This is a genomic window from Rhizobium sp. R339 (assembly GCF_002211395.1).
GTDB lineage: Bacteria > Pseudomonadota > Alphaproteobacteria > Rhizobiales > Rhizobiaceae > Rhizobium.
This window is the reverse complement of record NZ_LOKV01000001.1, coordinates 863514-883938: the sequence shown is the minus strand read 5'-3', so window position 1 is coordinate 883938 and position 20425 is coordinate 863514. Positions and strand designations below refer to the sequence as shown.

The 20425-nt window shown below is 63.9% G+C and carries 23 protein-coding genes and 1 pseudogene; 10 read left to right on the top strand and 14 right to left on the bottom strand.

Going from position 1 to position 20425, the window contains the following annotated elements; all coding sequences use genetic code 11:
- Window positions 1-56 precede the first annotated feature (56 nt).
- From ATY76_RS04345 to ATY76_RS04330, 4 genes are read left to right on the top strand one after another with little or no spacing between them, the layout of a single operon-like run.
- The gene (locus tag ATY76_RS04345) at window positions 57-1076 is read left to right on the top strand and encodes an ATP-binding cassette domain-containing protein (protein WP_088673763.1); all 1020 of its coding nucleotides are present in this window, start codon (window positions 57-59) and stop codon (window positions 1074-1076) included.
- 43 nt (window positions 1077-1119) lie between these two features.
- On the top strand, window positions 1120-1920 hold the full coding sequence (locus ATY76_RS04340) for an ABC-2 family transporter protein (RefSeq protein ID WP_088673507.1): 801 nt from the start codon (window positions 1120-1122) through the stop codon (window positions 1918-1920).
- Window positions 1921-1923: 3 nt separating this feature from the next.
- Window positions 1924-2727, top strand: coding sequence for an ABC-2 family transporter protein (locus ATY76_RS04335; protein WP_088673506.1), 804 nt, complete (start codon window positions 1924-1926; stop codon window positions 2725-2727).
- Between the two features lie 19 nt (window positions 2728-2746).
- Window positions 2747-3556 carry a DUF1963 domain-containing protein gene (locus ATY76_RS04330; RefSeq protein WP_088673505.1) on the top strand — a complete coding sequence of 270 codons (810 nt, stop codon included), beginning with the start codon at window positions 2747-2749 and terminating at the stop codon, window positions 3554-3556.
- Between the two features lie 127 nt (window positions 3557-3683).
- Here the strand turns inward: ATY76_RS04330 and ATY76_RS04325 are convergent, their stop codons facing one another.
- The 6 genes from ATY76_RS04325 to ATY76_RS34045 all read right to left on the bottom strand — a co-directional run bounded on the left by ATY76_RS04325 (window position 3684) and on the right by ATY76_RS34045 (window position 7604).
- The gene (locus tag ATY76_RS04325) at window positions 3684-3977 is read right to left on the bottom strand and encodes a DUF1330 domain-containing protein (protein WP_088673504.1); all 294 of its coding nucleotides are present in this window, start codon (window positions 3975-3977) and stop codon (window positions 3684-3686) included.
- A 579-nt stretch (window positions 3978-4556) separates the two neighbouring features.
- Window positions 4557-5393, bottom strand: coding sequence for an endonuclease/exonuclease/phosphatase family protein (locus tag ATY76_RS04320; protein ID WP_088673503.1), 837 nt, complete (start codon window positions 5391-5393; stop codon window positions 4557-4559).
- A gap of 324 nt (window positions 5394-5717) precedes the next feature.
- Window positions 5718-5894 (bottom strand): hypothetical protein, encoded by a 177-nt coding sequence (locus ATY76_RS33600; RefSeq protein ID WP_190233581.1) that lies wholly within the window; start codon window positions 5892-5894, stop codon window positions 5718-5720.
- 140 nt (window positions 5895-6034) lie between these two features.
- Window positions 6035-6694, bottom strand: a complete 660-nt coding sequence (locus ATY76_RS04315) for a LysE family translocator (RefSeq protein ID WP_088673502.1) — start codon at window positions 6692-6694, stop codon at window positions 6035-6037.
- Window positions 6695-6839: 145 nt separating this feature from the next.
- The gene (locus tag ATY76_RS04310; protein ID WP_141104981.1) at window positions 6840-7310 is read right to left on the bottom strand and encodes a hypothetical protein; all 471 of its coding nucleotides are present in this window, start codon (window positions 7308-7310) and stop codon (window positions 6840-6842) included.
- Between the two features lie 90 nt (window positions 7311-7400).
- Window positions 7401-7604, bottom strand: a complete 204-nt coding sequence (locus ATY76_RS34045; protein WP_245309729.1) for a hypothetical protein — start codon at window positions 7602-7604, stop codon at window positions 7401-7403.
- Here ATY76_RS34045 and ATY76_RS04305 point away from each other — a divergent pair.
- Window positions 7519-8289: an isocitrate lyase/phosphoenolpyruvate mutase family protein gene (locus ATY76_RS04305; protein WP_245309726.1), complete on the top strand. Its 771-nt coding sequence runs from the start codon at window positions 7519-7521 to the stop codon at window positions 8287-8289. The genes ATY76_RS34045 and ATY76_RS04305 overlap by 86 nt on opposite strands.
- 13 nt (window positions 8290-8302) lie before the next feature.
- On the opposite strand, the gene ATY76_RS04300 is transcribed toward ATY76_RS04305, so the two are convergent.
- From ATY76_RS04300 to ATY76_RS04280, 5 genes and pseudogenes are all read right to left on the bottom strand, one after another.
- Entirely contained in the window at window positions 8303-8953 is a 651-nt protein-coding gene (locus ATY76_RS04300; protein WP_088673499.1) for a glutathione S-transferase family protein, read from the bottom strand.
- A gap of 72 nt (window positions 8954-9025) precedes the next feature.
- Window positions 9026-9640 carry a demethoxyubiquinone hydroxylase family protein gene (locus ATY76_RS04295; protein ID WP_245309676.1) on the bottom strand — a complete coding sequence of 205 codons (615 nt, stop codon included), beginning with the start codon at window positions 9638-9640 and terminating at the stop codon, window positions 9026-9028.
- Between the two features lie 131 nt (window positions 9641-9771).
- Window positions 9772-10920: an alpha-hydroxy acid oxidase gene (locus ATY76_RS04290; protein ID WP_088673498.1), complete on the bottom strand. Its 1149-nt coding sequence runs from the start codon at window positions 10918-10920 to the stop codon at window positions 9772-9774.
- A gap of 157 nt (window positions 10921-11077) precedes the next feature.
- A pseudogene (locus ATY76_RS04285) lies at window positions 11078-11263 on the bottom strand (VOC family protein); the annotation flags it as partial.
- A gap of 383 nt (window positions 11264-11646) precedes the next feature.
- Complete coding sequence (locus tag ATY76_RS04280) at window positions 11647-12585, bottom strand: acyl-CoA desaturase (protein WP_088673497.1); 939 nt, start codon at window positions 12583-12585, stop codon at window positions 11647-11649.
- A 157-nt stretch (window positions 12586-12742) separates the two neighbouring features.
- Here ATY76_RS04280 and ATY76_RS04275 point away from each other — a divergent pair, with 157 nt between their 5' ends.
- From ATY76_RS04275 to dapB, 3 genes are all read left to right on the top strand, one after another.
- The gene (locus tag ATY76_RS04275) at window positions 12743-13102 is read left to right on the top strand and encodes a metalloregulator ArsR/SmtB family transcription factor (RefSeq protein WP_088673496.1); all 360 of its coding nucleotides are present in this window, start codon (window positions 12743-12745) and stop codon (window positions 13100-13102) included.
- A gap of 132 nt (window positions 13103-13234) precedes the next feature.
- Window positions 13235-13450, top strand: coding sequence for a hypothetical protein (locus ATY76_RS04270; RefSeq protein ID WP_088673761.1), 216 nt, complete (start codon window positions 13235-13237; stop codon window positions 13448-13450).
- A 498-nt stretch (window positions 13451-13948) separates the two neighbouring features.
- The gene (gene dapB / locus ATY76_RS04260) at window positions 13949-14734 is read left to right on the top strand and encodes a 4-hydroxy-tetrahydrodipicolinate reductase (protein WP_088673495.1); all 786 of its coding nucleotides are present in this window, start codon (window positions 13949-13951) and stop codon (window positions 14732-14734) included.
- Between the two features lie 532 nt (window positions 14735-15266).
- Here the strand turns inward: dapB and ATY76_RS04255 are convergent.
- From ATY76_RS04255 to ATY76_RS04245, 3 genes are all read right to left on the bottom strand, one after another.
- Window positions 15267-15773, bottom strand: coding sequence for a GNAT family N-acetyltransferase (locus tag ATY76_RS04255; RefSeq protein ID WP_088673494.1), 507 nt, complete (start codon window positions 15771-15773; stop codon window positions 15267-15269).
- A gap of 613 nt (window positions 15774-16386) precedes the next feature.
- The gene (locus tag ATY76_RS04250) at window positions 16387-16803 is read right to left on the bottom strand and encodes a hypothetical protein (protein ID WP_348627495.1); all 417 of its coding nucleotides are present in this window, start codon (window positions 16801-16803) and stop codon (window positions 16387-16389) included.
- Window positions 16804-16900: 97 nt separating this feature from the next.
- On the bottom strand, window positions 16901-17722 hold the full coding sequence (locus ATY76_RS04245; protein ID WP_088673493.1) for an AraC family transcriptional regulator: 822 nt from the start codon (window positions 17720-17722) through the stop codon (window positions 16901-16903).
- 94 nt (window positions 17723-17816) lie between these two features.
- Here ATY76_RS04245 and ATY76_RS04240 point away from each other — a divergent pair, with 94 nt between their 5' ends.
- Window positions 17817-18728 (top strand): phytanoyl-CoA dioxygenase family protein, encoded by a 912-nt coding sequence (locus tag ATY76_RS04240; protein WP_088673759.1) that lies wholly within the window; start codon window positions 17817-17819, stop codon window positions 18726-18728.
- Between the two features lie 127 nt (window positions 18729-18855).
- Window positions 18856-20424, top strand: a complete 1569-nt coding sequence (locus ATY76_RS04235; protein ID WP_088673492.1) for a hypothetical protein — start codon at window positions 18856-18858, stop codon at window positions 20422-20424.
- Window position 20425 lies beyond the last annotated feature (1 nt).

Sequence of the window (20425 nt, the reverse complement as noted above, 5' to 3'; positions counted from 1 at the left end):
CTAGCCTGCTTCTCCCTGCTACAGCCGAGTCGGCTTGAACACGCGAGGCAATGCGCATGACGGCTGTGATCGAGGCCCGGGGCGTCAGCAAGCGCTTCCGGCAGCATAAGCGATTTCCGGGTCTTCTCGGCGCCTTCAAGACGCTGGTGACCAGCGAATATACCGAGGTGCTGGCCGTTTCCGACATCGGCTTCGATATCGGCGCCGGCGAGGCCGTCGGCTATCTCGGGCCGAACGGCGCCGGCAAATCCACCATGATCAAGATGATGACCGGCATTCTGGTGCCGAGCGAGGGCTCGGTTTCCGTGCTCGGCCGCACGCCGCATCTCTCCCGCATGGCCAACGCCCGGGAGATCGGCGTCGTCTTCGGCCAGCGCAGCCAGCTCTGGTGGGATCTGCCGCTGATCGACAGCTTCACCCTGCACCAGCGCATCTACGACATCCCGGCCGCCCGCTACGCCGATAATCTCCGCCACTTCAGCGAGTTGCTCGATCTCACGCCCTTTCTCGATCGCGCCGTGCGCCAGCTCAGCCTCGGCCAGCGCATGCGCGCCGAGATCGTCATGTCGCTGCTGCACGATCCGAAGATCCTGTTCCTCGACGAACCCACCATCGGCCTCGATGTCGTCGCCAAGGATGCGGTGCGCCGGTTCCTCGCCGAGATCAACCGCGAGCGCGGCGTCACCATCATCCTCACCACCCACGACCTGCAGGATATCGAGACCATCTGCCCGCGCCTGATCATGGTCGATCATTCCAGGCTGATCTTCGACGGCGAGTTGAAGAGCCTGCGCGCCGCCCTCGGCTCGGCCCGCCGGCTGACGCTGGAATTCGCGGCCGATCCCGGTCCGCTGCACCTCACCACCGCCTCGCTCGTCAGCGACGAGGGCCTGCGCAAGAATTACCTGATCGAGCGCGAAGACGTATCGCTGGTCCGCATCCTCTCCGAAGTCGGCGGCGATCGCGGCCTGAAGGACGTGGCGCTGCACGAGCCCGATATCGAAGAGGTCATCCGCACCTTCTACCAGCGCCGCAATGCCGAGCAGCGCCAGAGCGCCAAGGTCCGGGTGTCATGAGCGCCTATTTCGTCTTTGCACGCAACTCTCAGGCGCGGCCACTATGAGCGCCTATCTCGCCTTCGCACGCAGTTCTTTCCATGCGCAGCTCGCCTACCGCAACGAGGTCTGGGCCAATATCTTCGGCAAGCTCGTGCAGGTCTTCGCCCGCGTCGCCATCTGGCTCGCCGCCTTCGCCGGCATCGGCAGCAGCGTCGTCGACGGCGTCTCGCTGCAGCAGATGGTGACCTATGCCCTGCTCGGCGGCGCGGTGATGGGCGCCACCCGGCCGGAGCGGGTGATCAACGAGATCGGCCGCTCGCTGAAATCGGGCGATATCGCAGTCTGGCTGCTGAAGCCCATTTCCTATCCGCTCTATCTCTTCGCCAATGAAAGCGGCTCCTTCTCCTATCGCTTGCTGACCCAGGTGATCCCGACCATCGCCGTCACCGCGCTGTTCTACGGCATGCTGCCGCCCGCCAGCCTGTTCGACGGCGTCATGTTCCTAGCCTTCTGGGCGCTCTCCTTCATGCTGATCTTCCTGATGTCGGCGCTGTGCGGGCTCATCGCCTTCTGGCTGATGACGAGCTTCTCGCTGGACTGGATCCTCGGCGCCCTGCTGCAATTGTTCTCCGGCCTTTTGGTGCCCTTCTGGTTCTTCCCCGAGCCACTCGCCACGATCGCCCGCCACCTGCCCTTCGCCTGGGTGGTCTATTATCCCAACGCCGTCTATCTCGGTCGTCTCTCCCCAGCCGAGATCTGGCTGCATTTCGGCCTCGGCCTCGCCTGGGCCGGCCTTTTCCTCGCGGGCGTGCTCTGGCTCTGGCGCTGCGCTTCCACCCGCATCACCGTGCAGGGAGGCTGAGCCGTGATCCTCCACCACATCCGCGTCATTCCGCTCCTGGTGCGCATGTTCATCCGCTCGCAGATGGAATATCGCGGCGCCTTCTGGCTCGATCGCTTCGCCCAGATCCTCTCCTATGGCAGCGTCTTCGCCACCATCAGCATCCTGCTTTCCCGCTTCGATACGCTGGGCGGCTGGACCTGGTCCGAGCTCGCCTTGCTCTACAGCTTCCAGCTGCTCGCCTATTCGCTCGGTGCGGCGATGAGCTTCACCCAGCTGCGCGACCTCGAGGAGCAGGTGCGCCTCGGCACTTACGATGCCTTGCTGGTCAAGCCCTTCAGCCCCTGGGTCTATCTGATCTTTTCCGGCCTCAACATCGGCTATGCCGGCCACATCATCCTCGCCCTGCCGCTGATGGCCTGGGCCATCCTCTCGGTCGATTTCGCCTGGACGCTCCCCGCCGCCCTCTTCTTCATCGCCGCGCTTTTGAGCGCCACACTGCTGACCGCCGCCCTCATCACCATGATCGGCGCCACGGCGCTGATCTGGGTGCGCTCCAACCATCTCTTCTCGATCTTCTTCGGCTTCTGGGAGTTGATGCGCTACCCCCTGAACATCTTCCCCGGCCCCATCCAGCTCACCCTGCTCACCGCCGTGCCGCTGGCGCTGACCAGCTCGGTGCCGGTCGGCGCCCTGCTCGGCAAACCCATCCCCATCCTCGGCCCCCTGGCCGCCCCCGCCTCCCTCCTCGCCGGCCCGCTCTGGGCACTGCTCGCCATGGCCTATTGGCGCTACGCCAACAGCAAATACCAGGGCGCCGGCGGATGACAGATGAAAGCCGCGTGACATGAATCTGCTGAACTCGCTGAAATCGATGCTGGGCATTCGCAAGCGCCGGGACGAACCGGACCGCACCGACGATGACGGCGCGCCGAGCGAGGCGGAGATGCAGTCCGCCCTTCTGACGCTCCAGCAGATGCTCCGCCCCGCCGTCTTCGGCGAAATCGGCGGCGAGCGTCCCGAGGAAGACAACCGCGCCATGAGCTGGTGGGGCGGAAACTTCCTCGGCGCGGAAGGCGAGACGGTGCCCGTCTGCCAAACCTCGGGCCGGCCTTTGCATCCGCTGCTGCAGATCCGGCTGGATGAGCTTCCCGAGGCTTTGCCCGCCTTTTCCGGCATCGCCCTCATCACCATCTGGATCGACCCTGACGACGTCCCGCTTCACGATGCCGAGAACGGCCGGGGCTTCGCCGTCCGCACCTATCCCGCCATCGCCGGCCTCGTGCCGGTCGGCCCCGGCTACCGGGAAAGCGCCGCCCTGCCGACCTTCCCGGTTCTATGGCGCGCAAGCGCCTTGGAGCAGCCGAGCTGGGACGACATCGCCTTCGAACTCCCGGACCGCGTGGCGCGATCCAACCGTGACGAATGGTTCTTCGAAAGCCGCTACGCGACGGAGACCGGCAAGCACCGCCAGACATGCCCCGTCAAACTCGGCGGCTGGCCGACCTGGATCCAGGGCGAAAACCGCCCCGCCGACAGCGCGTTCTGCCTCCAGATCGACAGCACCGACAAAGGCCGCCTCTATGTCGGCGATGCCGGATCGGTTTACCTGTTCCGAACCCCGACCGGCTGGTCCCTCCGGTCGGACTTCTACTGACATGGGCTTGCCGACCTCTGATGCCTAAAGCACGTCGCGATCTTCCAGATTCGCTTGCCGTGCTTTAAGTCTTTATTTTCTCGCGTGTCATTGTCGCAAAACCGCGCACACTTTTGCGTGACACGCTTTAAGCCAGCTCCCCCTTCAGGATAAGAAGTTCGCGATTGGAAGCCCGCAGGGCAAAGCGGCAGGCTTCCTGATAGGCGGGGTCATCGTAACAAGCTGTGGCAAGCTCGTATGAGGGAAATTCGACGATCGTTACCCGATGTGCATCCCGCGCTTCCTTCAGCGCAGGCGGAACTTCAAGAGGATTGATGCGCGCATTGTATTTTTCGCCGATCGGCTTCCACAGCTTGCCATATTCGCGTTGCGCTTCCTGGTCGGAAATTTCCGTTCCGATGATAAGCCAGTACCCCTTCATGACGCCGCTCCTGCTGTCGGAAAACTGCTTCGCTCGTGCTTGTATCAGAGATCGCGAAGAACAAGTTTCGTTTCTCCGCACGAATGCCTGTTTCACACAACTGACGTCTGCACAGTGAGTGAACTCGGGACCAGTGGTACCTCCAGCGACCTGCCGTGCGACCACGGCACGTCCTCTCCTCCTCATTCCTGTGCTCGTCACAGGAATCCAGCCACCGCGCGTCCGCGCGGTGAATGAACTCAAGGCCGATGCCGGCAGCAGCTGACACGCCATTTCCACCCTTCCGCCGCCCATACGAAATGTTACCGCGCGCTACAACCCGTGATCTCTCCACCCGCCAACCGCGCATCGCGACCCCGATGCCACCGTTCTGCAACTGCCTGTTGGGACTTTGGTCCAACTAGCTCTAATCTCAGAATGATTTAAGATCGGGCTGCCCTCTCGAAAGGGCGCGGAGGAAGCCTGGCAATTAGAGTTGTGCGTTTGCGTATGCCGGGCTTCCCCCCGATTTTGACGGTTGCGGTCCGGCGAGTTTGTTCCTCAGGTTGCAGCAATCTTTCGCCGACGGGCAAAGCCGCCTCACGCATTCAACCCGACATCGATATCGGCCATCACCCCATAGTGGTCGCTCGGCCATAGCCCCTCCACCGGCCGGTCGAAGACGCGCTCGGCCGACAGGATCTCCGCCCGGCCCTTCGGATGCGCATCCCACGATCCGACCAGCACATAGTCGAACCGCTTGCCATAATTCTTCTGGCCGATGATCCGTTCGGCGCCGGCCCGGGCATTGGGGTTCTCATCCGTCCAGGTTTCGCCGGCGCCGCTGCCGGCCCTCTCCCAGGCGTCGTGGTAACAGACGCTCTGGCCCGCGAGCGACTGCCGGCCGGTGAGGAAGCGTATCGATGCGGCCTCCGGCCCGGCATTGAGATCGCCGGCGATCACTGTCGGCAGCGCCTGCCGGTGCCTGGCGTCGAGTTCGCTGAGCGCCACCGCATGCCGCTCGCGCGCAGCCTCTGCCGACGGGCGCCAGGCCGCCGTCGTGGCGATGAAAAGCAGGCGGCCGACTTCGCCGAGATCGACGATCGCGGCAAGGCTTGCCCAGGGCACGTCGGGCGCGTGCGGAATTCTCGGATCGAGCACTTCGACGACGCGATGCGGCAAACGCGTCGCAATCGCCGTGCCACCATAGCGATCGGAAAAAGGCGGCTGGAAAGCCTGCAGCTCCTGCTGATGCGTCACCTGCATGCCAAGCCCCTCGACGATCGTATCGAGGCTCTTCCTCTCCGGCGTCTGAATGACTTCCTGCAAGGCCAAGAGATCGGGCTTCAGCCGGCGAAGCTCCCGATTGATGACCTCATGCCGCCTGATATCACCTTCGACATTCCAGACATTCAACGTGACGACACGCACACGCATGGCTTCGAACCTGTTCTGTGGGAATGCAGGTTAAAGCAGCGGCGGCCCGATAGGTTCCCGCCCGCGCACCCGCCCCGTCCTTCGAGGCCCCTGCGGGGCACCTCAGGATAAGGCTCTCTGGGCCTTGCGCGACACGCCGCGACGCCCACCACAGCGCGGCATCCTCCAACGCTCCTCATCCTGAGGCGCGCAGGCCGATAGGCCGGAGCCTCGAAGGACACGCGCCAACACCGCTCCTTGCATCCATACCGCCGCCAAGCCCGCCTCGTCCTTCGAGGCCCCTGCGGGGCACCTCAGGATGAGGCTCACTCGGAACTGCTCGACTTATTTCAGCCCCTTGGTCTCGCCTTCGCCATCCTCGGAAACAGACGGCTTACCCTTATCGGGCCAGGTATATCGAAGCTCTTTCCAGGATTGCCGCCAGAGATAGAGCCTGGGGCACGCAAACTTCAGCCATTCCTCTTCGGAATTCCGCTGCACCTCTTTGCGCTCATTCTCCACCGAAGGCTCCAATCCCACGAACACCAGCCGCACAATATGTCCGACAGCCGCAAATATCCAATCCGGATTGAAAGATCGCCAAGCGATCCGGCGTCAATCAGCTGCGGTCACACTGCCCCGCTTGAAGCACCTGACCTGCCCTATCTGGCCGCCGCCGGAGCCGGGCCGGAATGCCCGGACAGCAGAAGCCGGATGCCGAGCCCGATCATCACCAGGCCGGTGAACCGCTCCTGCCAGGCCAGCAGCCGCGGCCAGCGATAGAGAAAATGCCCGACCGACCCGGCCGCCAGCGCGACAGATCCCAGCGACAGCAGCCCCATCAGCTTCTGGATCGAGCCGAGGATAAGAAGCTGCAGCCACACCGGCCCCGCCGAGGGATCGACGAACTGCGGCAGGAAGGCGAACATGAAGAGCAGCGATTTGGGATTGGTCAGATTGTTGATCGCGCCCTCGCGCACCGCCGACCATCCCGATGCCGGCCTGACCTTGACCGCGCCGGCATGCTTGCCGAAGCTCGCCCATATCATCCTGCCGCCGAGATAGATGAGGTAGACCGCGCCCGCCCATTGCAGCACCATCAGCGCGGCGGGATAGGCGCCGAGCAGCGAGGCAAGCCCGAGCACCAGCAACCCGACCTGCACGGCGCCGGACACGAATATCATGCCGAACACCGCCAGCAGCGGGGTCCTGCGCCCCTGCCCGACGCCCCGCGCCATGATCAGCATCATGTCCGGCCCCGGCGTGATCTGCAGCACCGTCAGCGCAAGGAGAAAGGTGAGAAAAGTCGAAGCGTTCGCCATGCTGGTCCCGAACGAAATGGAATGCGAAAAGTTTCCGTCTCGATATCACTCCGCAGCCGGGGCCGCCATGGATATGTCGGCTTGCCAGGCGGCACATGGGTCTTCGCCTTTTTCGTTTGCACTCGGGCGGCGCAAATGAAGAGCGCTACAGACCCCGGCGGCCGAAGGTGGCCCCGCCGCGGCCCTGCGGGCGAGGCGCCGCAGGGATTTCAACCCTGCCCGTAGGCTTCGAAACGCGTGGCGGATCGAAGGAAGGAGAGTCGGGGACGTGAAAATTGCTCGGCAGCAGAAGCAGAGTGAGCCCATAGCCGAGGTTCGTGGCCTTCACCAGCTTGGAGATGATGTCTGCCGTGGTCCCTTCGGGGATCACCAGCAGGGCAAGATAGGCGGCATTGATCACGATGGAGGCCGTTACGAATATACGCGGGTCCCAGCCTATGTCGCGGACTCGCGCCGCCTGGATGCTGAAGCTCACCCAGAAGCCAGGCAATAGCGCAATCCCCACCAGCATAAGCAGCATCGCGCCTGCCCCTATCCCTTGCCCGCTTCCGAACAACGGCTTCATGATCCAGAAGCCGCCGGCGAGGATGCAGCCGATGACGAAGGATGTGGCCACGCAGGCGCCGAAATATTGCAGCCTCTTCAAACGCCCGCGAAACGTGAATAAACTCTCCAGCATTGCGACCCCCTGCTTAAGGGGAACACATCACACAATCTCTTCGAAGCTGTGAATCAGACCTGTAAAATGCAATGTTTGGAGCGAGGAACCGGTGAGCGACAAGAAATCGGCATTTCGATTGCTGCATGAGGCGCCGGGGGCGTTCATCATTCCGAACCCCTGGGATGTTGGAACAGCGCGGATCCTTGCCGCAATGGGTTTCCAGGCCTTGGCGACGACGAGCGCCGGCATGGCTTTCTCCTATGGCGTGGCCGAAGGGCGCACGTCTCGCGAAGATACATTGGCCCATTGCCGCGCCCTGGTATCGGCCACGCCGCTTCCCGTTTCGGCCGATCTGGAAAAGGGCTTCGGCGATAGTCCGGAAAGCGCTGCCGAGACCATTCATGCCGCTGCCGAAATAGGTTTGTCGGGATGCTCCCTCGAAGACCATACCGGCGATCCGGATGAGCCGATCTACGATTTCTCCCTCGCCGTCGAGCGCATCGCGGCCGCCGCCGAAGCGCGCTCTGCCCTTGCCCATGATTTCGTGCTGACGGCGCGGTGCGAGAATTTCATGTGGGGCCGGCCCGATCTCGACGACACCGTCGAGCGGCTCAAAGCCTTCGAAGCGGCCGGCGCCGATGTGCTTTATGCACCGGGCTTGAAAGATCTGGAGACGATCCGCATCCTCTGCGAGGCCATTTCCAAGCCGGTCAACGTCGTCATGGGTCTGCCCGGCGCCACATTTACGGTGGACGAACTCGCCGCCGCCGGCGTCAAGCGGATCAGTGTCGGCTCGGCGCTGGCGCGGCTGGCCTACGGTGCCTTTGTCAGCGCCGCGCGGGAAATGAGAACGGACGGAACATTCCGCTTTGCCGAGCGCGCAATGGGTTTCGCCGAGCTGGAAGGTTTTTTCACCGGAGCGACCAAAGCCTGACCTGTCTCTCCCTTCACCCGCCCGACGCCGCCGTAAACACCGCCAGCTGCGCGGCAAAAGCGCGCTTGTAGGCAGGCCGCGCCTCACCGCGGGCGACATAGGCGGAAAGGTTCGGATAGTCCGCCAGCAGTTGCGATCCTTTCAGCCTCAGCAGCACCGTCACCATCAGCAGGTCGCCGGCGCTGAAAGCACCGTCCAGCCAGTCGGCATCGCCGAGGCGGCGGGAGAGATCGGTGAGCCGCTTGCGGATCGTGGTCTCCAGCGCCTGCAGGCGCTGCTCGTACCAGGGCTCGCCGCGTTCCAAGATCGTGGCAAGCGCGCGGTCGAAGATCGGCGGCTCTATCGTGTTGAGGGCGGCAAACATCCAGGCGATCGCCCGCGCCCGGGCATTCGCCTCCGCCGGCAGCAGGCCCGGATGGCGCTCGGCGATATGAAAGACGATCGCCCCGGACTCGAAGAGCGCGAGATCGCCTTCCTCATAGGTCGGGATCTGCCCGAAAGGCTGAAGCGCCAAATGCTGAGCCTCCCGCATCGTCTTGAACGTGACGAGACGAACCTCATAAGCCTGCCCGGCCTCCTCCAGCGCCCAGCGCACGCGCATGTCCCGCGCCAGCCCCCTGCCGCGATCGGGCGATTTTTCAAAGGCGGTGATGGTAATGGTCATTGTCGTTCTCCATGCTGGCCTGCCTTGAAGACGCCTGGCCGAAGGCCGATCCGACACTCTGCGCGAGATAAATCACCGCGCACGCGCCATTTCGGCGCGCATCCAGCTCGAATCTCCCCAGGTGGAGAGCCAGATCATCAGGTCGGTCAGCGCGCCGATGACGGGCAGCAGCAGCGCGCGGCCGAGGCCCCGCTCTTCCTGGCGGTCTTCCGCCTGGCGCAGATGCGCCAGCTCCTCTTCCTGGATCGATTCGATCAGCGCATGAAGCTCGGGATCGCGACTTTCAAGGAAGGCCAGCTGGTCTTCGAGATGGCGGTGCACCGTGCTTTCGACCGCCTCGGTGCAGATCCAGATCATGTTGCGCCCGCAAAGCGCCGTCAGCAGGCCGAGCACATAGCCGCCGAGGCTCCAGAATGCCATCACGCGGCAGGGTCTCGCCCGCCTTGCCGGCATCGCTTGGCAAAACAGCCGGCAATGCTCGATCTCGTCCTCGCGCATCTCGTCGAGATCAGGCACGATTTCGGGAAACAGCCGCCGCGCCACCGCAATCTGGGCGCCATAGATCCTGATCGCGCCAAACTCGCCGGCATGGTTGACCTTCAGAATGCGGCGGACGGTGATATCGGGGTTACGCCCGCCCGGCCTGTTCCGCACGCCTCTCGACAGCTCGCTCGATGGATTGGCCACGCCCCTGCTCCCCTTGCCCTGCACTAGTAGGAAGCAGCGCCACAGCTTTCGTCAAGAGGCCGCGGCGGCCGGGGCAATCCGCCGCAGCGGCACAACGATCAGCCCTCGGGCGTGGCGCGGCCGCGCGAACATCACGAACGGAAGCGCAGGTTCCGTCGCGTCAGCTGGCTGACGGAGGTGCAGCCCATCAGCTTCATGCCGCGCTCGATCTCGGTGCGCATCGTCTCCAGCGCGCGCTCGACGCCGGGCTGGCCGGCGGCGGCGAGCGGGAAGAGATAGTAGCGGCCGAGCCCGACGGCCTTGGCGCCGAGCGACAGCGCCTTCAGCACATGCGTTCCGCGCTGCACGCCGCCATCCATCATCACGTCGATCCGGTCGCCGACCGCATCGACGATCTCGGCGAGCTGGTCGAAAGCGCTGCGCGAGCCGTCGAGCTGGCGTCCGCCATGGTTGGAAAGCACGATGCCGGTGCAGCCGATCTCGACCGCGCGCTTGGCGTCCTCCACCGACATGATGCCCTTCAGGCAGAATTGCCCGCCCCAGGCCTGCACCATCTCGGCCACGTCGTTCCACGACATGGAGGGGTCGAGCATCTCGGTGAAATAGCGGCTGATCGACAGGGCGCCGCCATCCATCTTCACGTGGTTTTCGAGCTGCGGCAGGCGGAAGCGTTCATGCGTCAGCCAGTCGATCGCCCAGGAGGGTTTGATCGCAAATTGCGTCATGCCGGCAAGATTGAGCTTGAAAGGGATGGCAAAACCGGTGCGCTTGTCGCGCTCGCGGTTGCCGCCGGTGATGCTGTCGACCGTCAGCATCATCGCCTGCACGCCCGCCGTCTTCGCCCGCGCCATCATCTCGCGGTTCAGCCCGCGGTCCTTGTGGAAATAGAACTGATAGACCTGCGGCCCGTCGCTGATCTGCCGCGCCTCCTCCAGGCTGATCGTGCCGAGCGAGGAGACGCCGAACATCGTGCCGTGCTTTCCCGCCGCGGCCGCCACCGCCCGCTCCCCCTGATGGTGGAAAAGCCGCTGAAGCGCCGTCGGCGAGCAATAGACCGGCATCTTAAGCTTCTGCCCCATGACAGTCACCGACATATCGACATCGGCGACGCCACGGAGAACATCCGGCACCAGATCGCAATTTTCGAAGGCCGCCGTATTGCGCCGATAGGTCACCTCGTCATCGGCGGCGCCGTCGATATAGTCGAAGATCGGCCCGGGAAGACGCTGCTTGGCCATGCGCCGGAAGTCGTGGAAGTTATAGCAGTCTGTAAGGCGCATCTCTTTGCTCGACCCGTTCAAGTTTTCGGGCCGCAACCTAATGCACGATTCGAAATCTTGCCAAGGCTTCGTTGTACGATTTGCGACCTGTCGGGCCGGATATTGCCGCTTGAGCGGTTTTCGCGCGCAATCAGTCGATGCCGGCCGAACCCTCACTAAAAACCGTCGTCCCGCCGCCGCCTTTCTCTCCCTGATGCAGCGAAAAGGTGCTGTCCCCATCCGGGCAGACGAAGCGCGCATAACGCGGACGCGCATCGACGATGGGGAAAAGACCAAGAGCTCGATAGAAATCCCACCCCGCATCGAGATCAGGCATCGTGACGGTCACTTGATTGAGGCGCATGTCCATATCCTCCGCTGAGCCCCATAGCCCGGCCCGCCAACACCGCTACCGCACCCCGCCCGACCCTCCAACACCCCTTGCGCCGCCGCGGCATCCTCCAGCCTTTCTCGCTGGCAGCCGCACCGCGGCGCTTATAGGCGCGGCACCCTCCAACGCTCCTCATGGGCGCGGCACCCTCCGACCTCCCTTAGGGGCGCGCGGCACCCACCGACCTCCCTCATCCTGAGGCGCGTAGGCCGAAGGCCGAAGCCTCGAAGGACACGCGCCCACGCCGCTCCTTGCATCCATCGACCCCAGCGCACCCGCCCCGCCCTTCGAGACCCCTCACGGGGCACCTCAGGGTGAGGCTCTCTTAAATGCCGGCGCTATATTCCACGGCACCCTCAACGCTGCCCCACAAGATGCCCCCCACCAGCATCTCCCGACATGTCAACACGCCTCAGCCCCTCCCTCGGCGCGATCATGTGCGGCAGCTTGATCGCCGAGGCCAGGCGGAGCCCTGCCAGCAGCCGGATGAAATGCCAGCCGAGGTCCATCTGGCCCGGTTCGATGCCGAGCCGCGCCGATTCCGGAAAGGCGTGATGATTGCCGTGGAAGCTCTCGCCGAAGGTTACGAGCCCGAAACGCGGCAGGTTATAGCCCTGTACCGCGACATGATCGACGCTCCAGCCCTGATGGCCGCCACGATGGGCGAAATGGCCGACCAGCCAGTGCCCGGTGAGCGACACCGATATCCGCACGGCGATCCCCCAGACCAGCCACGGCAGCCCGCCGAGAGCCAGGAGCGCGAGCGCGAGCGGAAGCTGCTGCGCCATCCATGTCGCCTCGAGAAAGCGATAGAAGCGATCATTCCGCACGCGCTCCTCGAGGACGAAACGCGGCGGATGATCGAGCGCCACGACGCAATGCATCTGCCAGTAGGCGTCGACGAGGAAAGACCGCCGATGGGCGTAGAGATCATGGCAATCCCGCTGCCGTTGCGCCCAGTCGCGAATGTCATGCGCGTAGATCATGCCGAAGGGGCCGGCCATGCCGACCAGCGCGCCGAGATAGACGAGGACGTGCTCAATCCAGAGAGGCGTGTTGAACGAGCGGTGGATCAGCAACCGGTGCATGCCGACCGAATGGCCGAGGCAGATGGTGATGCCGGTCGACAGGACGAAGACGGCAAGGGCGCTCCAGCTGAAGGTCAAGGTCCCGCCGATGACGGCAATCAGCGTCATGGCGGTGATCCAGATCGACTTCGCAGGCGCCCAGGCCACCCTGCCCTTCACCGGATCGCTGCTGTCGTCGATCATGCGCCCTGTTGAAATGCTGCTCATGGCAAACTCCTTCCCATCGGGCGCATTCTCTGCTTGAACGTCGCCCGCCAATTCATTAATTAAGGAATTACCTAATTACTTTGCACGAGCCGAGATAATTAAGCAATAAGCTAATTGCTTAATTATTGGGATCAATGCCGCCGGCCAGGAGATGAATTTGGAAGACGAGACTTTCGACGATGCTGCGGAAGGCGGCTCGGCCGGCGCCCAGCGGGTATTCCACGCGCTTTCCAGCGCGCCCAGGCGCAAGATCCTCGCCTATCTCTCGGCATCGGGCCTGACCGCCGGTGAAATCGCCGACCGCTTCAGCATGTCGAAGCCCGCCGTTTCGCAGCATCTGTCGGTGCTTGAAGCCGCGGGGCTGATCAAGCGCAAGAAACAGGGCCAGTTCGTCCACTATTCCCTGATCGAAAACAATCTCGTCAACGTGCTCAACGGTTTCGTGCAGGAGGTCTGCCCGATCGGCCGGCCGATCAAGAAAGAAAGCCACGCCCGCGCCCGCGCCCGCGCCAAATAGAGACGGCGAAGCCCATCAAAACAACCACCTGCCGCCATCGCCTGAATCAAATTCTCAAGCGGAGCGCTTTTACTGGCTCCGAAACTCGTGGCAGACTGTCCCGGCCAAGAGATCATCGAGAAGGCCGGAACCATGCACAAGTTCACCGTATCCATCGCCCGCGAGATCGAAGCCGACACCGCCGAGGAGGCCGCCCTGCTCATGTATCAGGAACTGGCGAAGGGACCGGTGCCCGACCGCTACACCGTCACCGACGAGGCCAAGGTGACGGCGGAACTGAAGCTCGACCGCGACAAGGCCGATGAATTCGCCAGCATCGACCACACCGCCGATCCGGGCAATTGGTAAAAGGCGAACATGCATGAAGAACGAAGGGAACGCGCCCGCCTCAGCGAATGCAAGAAGCAGCGTTGCGGCGCGCTTCGAGGCTCCGCCCTTTGGGCTGCGCGCCTCAGCATGAGGGACGTTGGAGGATGCCGCACCTGACACCGGATGCGCGATGGCGAAGCACCACCTCTCCTCCCTCATTCCTGTGCTCGTCACAGGAATCCAGTGCGCCCAAGTCCTTGGGCGCGGGAGACACTTTTTTCTATGAGTCATTCACGGCGCGGACGCGCCGTGGCTGGATTCCTGTGACAGGCACAGGAATGAGGGTGGAGAGGTAGGTGCCTACCCCAAGAGCAAGGCGGAGGCGGATGCGATTGCCTCGGCGAATGCAACGGCATGAATACGAGCCTTAACCGCATTCCTAACGTCCGTCTTTGCGCCGCTCCCGAAGTGCGGTAGTTGCCCAATCCGATCCCGCTGAAAATGCCGCATGCGGATAGTCCACGCCAAGGAAACAACGTGACCCCACCCATCAAAATAGCCGTCGCCGGCATAAACGGCCGTATGGGCCGGGCCATCCTGCCGCTGCTTCAGGCCGATCCGGCTTTCGCCTTCATCGGCGGCATCGGGCGTCCCGGCGCGTCAGGCGAAGGGCTGATCGACCATGCGGGGGCGATTGCGGCGGCCGATGTCATCCTCGACTTCACCACGGGCAGCGCCGCCGCCGAGCTTGCCGGATTGTGCGCGGCATCGGGCGGGCCGGCGCTGGTGATCGGGGCGACCGGTTTCGAGCCGGATGAGCTGGAGCGGATCGCGGAGGCCGCCCGCAGCATTCCCATCCTGCGCTCGGGCAATTTCTCGATCGGCCTCAACCTGCTGCTCGGCCTCGTCTCCCAGGCCGCGCGCGCCCTTCCCGCCCATGCATGGGATATCGAAATCCTCGAAGCCCATCACGCCAGGAAGATCGACGCGCCTTCCGGCACCGCGCTGATGCTCGGCGAGGCGGCGGCGGCCGGCCGCGGCGTCTCGCTCGCCTCTGTCGAGCGGCGCGGGCGCGACGGCTTGAGCGGCGAACGCCCACCCGGAGAAGTCGGCTTCGCCGTCCTGCGCGCCGGCGGCATCACCGGAGAACACAGCGTGCTCTTCGCCGCCGCCGAGGAAGTGATCACCCTCTCGCATTCGGCCCTCGACCGCGCCATGTTCGCCCGCGGCGCCCTCGCCGCCGCCCGCTGGATCGCCGGCCGCAGCGCCGGCGAATACACCATGACGGATGTGCTGGGCCTGGCTGCGGACGCCGGCGGATAAGCCGAGTGAATACAGCGGCTTGAAGTGTCCGCCTGAATCAAATTCTAAGCAGCCTGCCGTGACCGATCGGGTATCGCCGGCAGCGGGCATCGGGACCTTTTCGCTCACGCTCAAGAGAGCCTCACACTGAGGCGCCCCAGGGGCCTCGAAGGACCGAGGCGGGTGCAGGAAGCAGCATTGCGGCGCGCGCTTCGAGGCTCCGGCCTATGGCCTGCGCACCTCAGCATGAGGAGCGTTGGAAAACGGCGCGCTTCACGCCAGATGCTCGATGGCGAAGCACTACCTCTCCTCCCTCATTCCTGTGCTCGTCACAGGAATCCAGTGCGCCCAGGTCCTTGGGCGCGAGAAACTCGTTTCCTTTCAATAGAGTCATTCACGGCGCGGACGCGCCGTGGCTGGATTCCTGTGACGGGCACAGGAATGAGGGAGGAGAAGTCGGTGCCTCTCGGCCTGCGCACCTCAGCATGAGGAGAGGTGGATACTCGGAGAGACCTTGAGAGCAAGGCGAGCGCGTCCAATTCTGAATCCCGCCCTACCCCTCCAGCCGCCGCGCCATCATCACATCGTCGATCTCCCTGACATCCTCCAGCACGGCGCCGGGAATGCGGCCGATTTCGGCAAAGCCCCGCCGCTGATAAAACCGCATCGCCGCCGGGTTTTCGGCGTTGACGAACAGCTCCAACTGCCGGAGGCCGATCGACCGCGCATGATCGGAAATCGCCTCGAGAAGCCTGACGGCAAGCCCCGTGCCGCGCAGGCCGGCGCGGACATAGACCATGACGATCGTGGCGCGGTGCGCCATCTTGCTCGACCGCTGCCGGAACAGGCCCATGATACCGACGGGCTGGCCGTCCTGAAAGGCGATGAAAACCGGCTCGCTCAGCCGGTTGCGCCACTCCTCGAGCGACAGCACCTCCCAGTCTTCGTAGCGGCTGGCGAAGGCGGACGGATTGGTGCGCAGCGCTTCCAGCCGGATCTGCCGGAAAGCCTCCACATCGTCCGGCCCCACCAGCCTGATCGTCACGCCGCCTGCATCCATCACCGCCTCCCGGGATATGAGACACTGTCATTGCAGGCGGCTCCGGCCGATGCAACCCGGAAGATGTGTGCTTCTATTGCTTGGCGCGGCCGCATGGGCGAGCGGCGGATGCAGAAGCAACGCTGCGACGCATGCTTCGAGGCTCCGCCCTTTGGGCTGCGCACCTCAGCATGAGGAGCGTTGGAGGATGCCGCACCCTGATAGTTGGCGTCGGAGGCCTTTGCGCCAACGCTCAAGAGAGCCTCATCCTGAGGTGCCCCGCAAGGGGCCTCGAAGGACGAGGCGGGTGCCCTACCCAGAAGAGAAGTAGCGTTCGGCGCGTGCCTTCCACCAAGCCAGCTTATGTGAAGAGGGCACACCCCCTCTGCCCTGCCGGGCATCTGCCCCACAGGTGGGGAGATTGGCTGGGCGCGATGGTTTCCCCAAACAACAGGCCTCATAGCCCGGCGAAACGGTAATTGGGCACGAAGTTTGCGCCACTTGCCGATCTCCCCACCTGTGGGGGAGATGGCCGGCAGGCCAGAGGGGGTGCCCGCGCACCCCTATCAAAAGTTTTGTTTCATAGACAACCGACTGCGCCCAAATCCTCGGGCGCAAGAGCCAATAAAGCCATTCACTGCGACGGCGTCCCCACCCGGCCGCCCTTGCGTACGCCCGACGGGTCGGCGTCCGGCGGGCTCGTCGGCCTGAGTTCCCATTGCGCGGGCGGGCGGGCGGGTTGGTCGGCGGTCGGCTCGGGGGTCGATCGCACGATGATGTCATCCGCCTGCTCGCTCGGCCCGGCGGCCGTCTGGTCGTCCCGCCTCTCCATGTTGAACGGCGCGATCTGACGGATGACGACGAGAAGAACTAGCCCGACGACCATACACACCAACGCATAGACAACGAAATATTTCAGTGCATATCCCTCGCTGATTGGCAGAGCGGCCTTGACAGCGGCGCGAATGATATTTCCGCATCTTTGAATGATACTTCGCGAGAAGGCAATAGATTTTAAGCGCTCTAAGGAAATTTCAGAATTGCACAGCATTGAATAACGCCGTTATTGGAGAAGCTTACGAAGCATCTCGCCTTATGCTCGATTTATCTTAGGCATCGCGGCAAAGGCGAACGCCGGCCGAAATCCTTTAGCCTCGCCTGTATCGCGCCCGGAATTCGCGCGGGCTGCAGCCTTCCCGCGCGTGAAACACCCGCGAGAAATAGAAGGGGTCTTCGATGCCGACCGCGGCTGCGACGGCTTCGATCGTCTCGTCGGTGGTGACGAGCAGCTGCTTGGCCTGGTCCATGCGGACGCGAAGCTGAAAGGCCTTGGGCGGCAGGCCGGTCTCAGTGATGAATCGTCGCCGCAGCGTGGCGGGCGAGACGCCGTGCTCGGCGGCAAAAGCGGCAAGATCGAGCGGACGCAGCGCCCTGCCCCGCAGCGCCTCGACGAGATCGCCCGTCGCCGCCTCGCTGCCGCGGTCGGCAGCAGTGCCCGCCTGCTGCGCGGCGGCGATGACGATGCGATGCAGCGCCAAGGCTGCCGAAGCCTGGCCGAGATGGCTGTCGTCGGCGAGATCGGCATGCAGCCGGCCGAAGAGCCGCGCCATGTCTTCGCCATGGCGCAGCCTCACCAGCGGATGCCGCTCGGCTATCAGCCGCATGCGCACGAAATCGCGCGCGAACGAGCCTTCGAACAGCGCCCAGCGCTCTTCCCAGCCGTATTCATCGGGCCCATAGGAATGGAGGCGGTTCGGAAACAGCCAGAAGAGCGCCGGCCCTTCCACGGCCTGGCGGCCGCCGGCGGCGGTTTCGAGAAAACCCTGCCCGCGCTCCACCAGCACGGCCGCGAAGCTCGGCAGCTTCCTGTCCTTCACCGCATGGCGCGCATGCTGCCGGCCGCTGCCAGTGACGGCAAGCCCGCCGGCCGCGGCAGACGGCGAACGATAGATGGCTTCGGCTTCTCTCATGAGCGAAAAGTCCAGCTGCAGCTTTCCTCCATGGCGATTGGCGCAGGTACGCAGCAATCTGGAGGCAGAGGAAATCAAGCCATGGATGCATGAAATGTCAATTGCCGGGATGAGAACGCTTGAAACGCCCCTCGCCGCCCATGGCAGGACGATCCCCGCGCAAAGGATCGGCCTGCTTCAGCCGACCGATCCCGCCATCGGCGTCGAGGCCATCCGGCGCCGTTACGAGGAACATGGCTATGTCTGGCTGAAGGGCCTGCTGCCGCGCGCCGAGGTGATCGATTTCCGCCGCTGGGTCTTTACTCGCCTCGCCGAAACCGGCCTTTTGGCGCCGGGCCATGATTTCGCGCTCGGCATCGCCGCTGCCGAAGGCGTCGACTGGCGTCTGGCCGACCGCCGCCTGATGTCGCTCGTCCGTTCGGCCGCCTATGAAGGCTTCTGCGCCCAGCCGCCGCTCGTGCGCTTCATGGACGCCTTTCTCGAAGGCATTTCCTACCTGCACAAGCGCAAGCTGATGCGCTACGTCAAGCCCGGCACGCCGGCGGCGACGCCCGCCCATTACGATCTCGTCTACCTCCGCGGCGGCACGAGCCGGCTCGTCACCGCCTGGATCCCGATCGGCGACACGCCCGCCGAAATGGGCGGCCTCGTCTATCTCGAAGGCTCGCACGCCATCGGGCGCGGCATGGAGGCCGAATTCCGCCTCCGCAGCGGCGATCTTACGCCGGAAGAGCGGATCAGCGCCTATAACAGCCACATGGCCGAAGGCGGCTGGGTCTCCAAGGATCTGCCCGCCATGGCCGAACGTTTCGACGCCCGCTGGCTCGCCGCCGATTACGAAGCCGGCGACGTCGTGCTGCACTCCCCCTACATGATCCACGCCGCCACGACCAACCAGGACCGCGCCGGGCGCCTGCGCCTCTCCACCGACATCCGCTTCCAAAACGTCGACGACGAAATCGACGCCCGCTGGAGCAACCATTGGAGCCTGGGGGATATGCTGTAGGGGTGGGGAGACGGCACGCGAGGAAGCGCGAGGTAATTTCATCCTTTGATGGACTTGTTCGCGCCGCGCAACCGCCTTATCCAATAGGTTGTTCACCTGCCGCAGCCGAGACTGCAATAGATCATCGATGAAAATCCTCTCGCTTCTTCGAAACAAAAGGCTTGCCTGGAATCCCGACACATTCCCGACGCCATGGGATGCCGGTCGGCCGTCCCTCTACCGCTTCGTCAGGGAGAACGGCAGCGATGCCAACCTGCCCGACCAGGAAATCTATTTTTCCAAAACCGAGGTTTCATGGGTCGGCGGCGCCATGGACCACATTGTAGCGCCTGGCAACGAGCCGGCGCGGGCGAAAGCCTGGGCCGTCTATCCCGCCCTCAAGGCTGCGCTCGCCAGACCGTCGGCCGAAAGCCTGAAGCGGCTTTACGACGCCATGAACCGGGACGCGGCAATCGAATATATCGACAGCCTGGTCGGCTTTTCGGCAGGAGAACTCGACAGCGGCAAGCTTCAGGACCTCATGCGCTGGCTGGCGTCGAACGCGCCGGACCGCGAGGTGGTGAAGGCGGCGATCGCGTTGCTCGGAGCCAAGCGCAACCCTGACAATATCGACCTGTTCCGGACGCTCGGCCGGCACGATGAGTTCGCTATGTTTGCCAATGTCGCGCTGATCAATACGCTCGACGACCCGGAGATGGAAATCTGGGACCTCGCAAAACGCCTCGACGGCTGGGGCAAGATCGACGCTGTCTCGCGACTCTCGAATACGAAAAATGCCGAGATCAAATCCTGGATGCTGCGGCACGGCTGCGCCAATTCGATCATGTATGAGTATCTCGCCTATACCTGCGCCACGGCGGGCAATCTGATCGAGGCCCTGCGCGCCCAAACCGTTGACGAAGAGCTGCTGTCGGGCGCTTCCGACATTATAGGCGCGCTTTTTTCGGGTGGCCCGGCGCAGGATATGTTCGATTATAGCGATGGCGCCGAGGCCGTTCGCCTGTTCGTCGGCCACCTGGATCGCGACGGGCTGAGCCTCGCGCAATGCGGCGCGCTCGTGCGCATGGGCGAGTTTCTCGCCGACGAGGATCCCGCCTGGGAACGGCAGCCGGGCTGGTCGCCGCAGGAACGCCAGACCGTCAGGCAGCAGGTAGCGGCCATCCTGAAACAGCAGCCGCTGGCGGACCTGGCCGAACCCTGGCTGGCAACGGGCGATCATCTTCGCTTCTATGACGCCATAACGATTGCCAGGTTTCTCGAGATGGATATTTGGCAGATCTACCTCACGCGGCAGTTGGCAGGCCACAATTCCTGGTATTTTCTCATGCAGACGAACGATCCGGAGCGGATCGACCGAGTGCTGGATCTTGCCCGCTCGACATTCGACTTTCGCGATGTGGCGACAGGGCCGCAACTGGAAGGCGTCGGCTACGGCGAGAAATACCAAACCCATGCCGCGTTCGATTTCATCGTCCAGGATCTGCGCAGATTCCCCGGCAAGGGCTGGGACTTCATCGAGGCCAGCCTCCAGAGCCCGGTGATCCGCAACCGCCACATGGCGCTGAAGGCGCTTGACGCCTGGGGCCGCGAAAACTGGCCGGCCGATGCCGAAGCGCGCCTCTCGGCGGCGCGAGAAATCGAGCCCGACGCGAAAGTGAAGGCAGAAATCGCCCGCCTGCTCGCCGACAGGAAATGAA

Excerpts from the sequence above, each read along its gene's own strand:
- ATY76_RS04330 (WP_088673505.1), top strand. The coding sequence starts at position 2,747 with ATGAATCTGCTGAACTCGCTGAAATCGATGCTGGGCATTCGCAAGCGC.
- ATY76_RS04240 (WP_088673759.1), top strand. The coding sequence starts at position 17,817 with ATGTCAATTGCCGGGATGAGAACGCTTGAAACGCCCCTCGCCGCCCAT.
- ATY76_RS04290 (WP_088673498.1), bottom strand. The coding sequence starts at position 10,920 with ATGCGCCTTACAGACTGCTATAACTTCCACGACTTCCGGCGCATGGCC.
- ATY76_RS04235 (WP_088673492.1), top strand. The coding sequence starts at position 18,856 with ATGAAAATCCTCTCGCTTCTTCGAAACAAAAGGCTTGCCTGGAATCCC.
- ATY76_RS04345 (WP_088673763.1), top strand. The coding sequence starts at position 57 with ATGACGGCTGTGATCGAGGCCCGGGGCGTCAGCAAGCGCTTCCGGCAG.
- ATY76_RS04245 (WP_088673493.1), bottom strand. The coding sequence starts at position 17,722 with ATGAGAGAAGCCGAAGCCATCTATCGTTCGCCGTCTGCCGCGGCCGGC.
- ATY76_RS04255 (WP_088673494.1), bottom strand. The coding sequence starts at position 15,773 with ATGGATGCAGGCGGCGTGACGATCAGGCTGGTGGGGCCGGACGATGTG.
- ATY76_RS04250 (WP_348627495.1), bottom strand. The coding sequence starts at position 16,803 with ATGCTGTGCAATTCTGAAATTTCCTTAGAGCGCTTAAAATCTATTGCC.
- ATY76_RS04300 (WP_088673499.1), bottom strand. The coding sequence starts at position 8,953 with ATGACCATTACCATCACCGCCTTTGAAAAATCGCCCGATCGCGGCAGG.
- ATY76_RS04315 (WP_088673502.1), bottom strand. The coding sequence starts at position 6,694 with ATGGCGAACGCTTCGACTTTTCTCACCTTTCTCCTTGCGCTGACGGTG.
- ATY76_RS04270 (WP_088673761.1), top strand. The coding sequence starts at position 13,235 with ATGCACAAGTTCACCGTATCCATCGCCCGCGAGATCGAAGCCGACACC.
- ATY76_RS04280 (WP_088673497.1), bottom strand. The coding sequence starts at position 12,585 with ATGAGCAGCATTTCAACAGGGCGCATGATCGACGACAGCAGCGATCCG.
- ATY76_RS04340 (WP_088673507.1), top strand. The coding sequence starts at position 1,120 with ATGAGCGCCTATCTCGCCTTCGCACGCAGTTCTTTCCATGCGCAGCTC.
- ATY76_RS04320 (WP_088673503.1), bottom strand. The coding sequence starts at position 5,393 with ATGCGTGTGCGTGTCGTCACGTTGAATGTCTGGAATGTCGAAGGTGAT.
- ATY76_RS34045 (WP_245309729.1), bottom strand. The coding sequence starts at position 7,604 with ATGCCGGCGCTCGTCGTCGCCAAGGCCTGGAAACCCATTGCGGCAAGG.
- ATY76_RS04325 (WP_088673504.1), bottom strand. The coding sequence starts at position 3,977 with ATGAAGGGGTACTGGCTTATCATCGGAACGGAAATTTCCGACCAGGAA.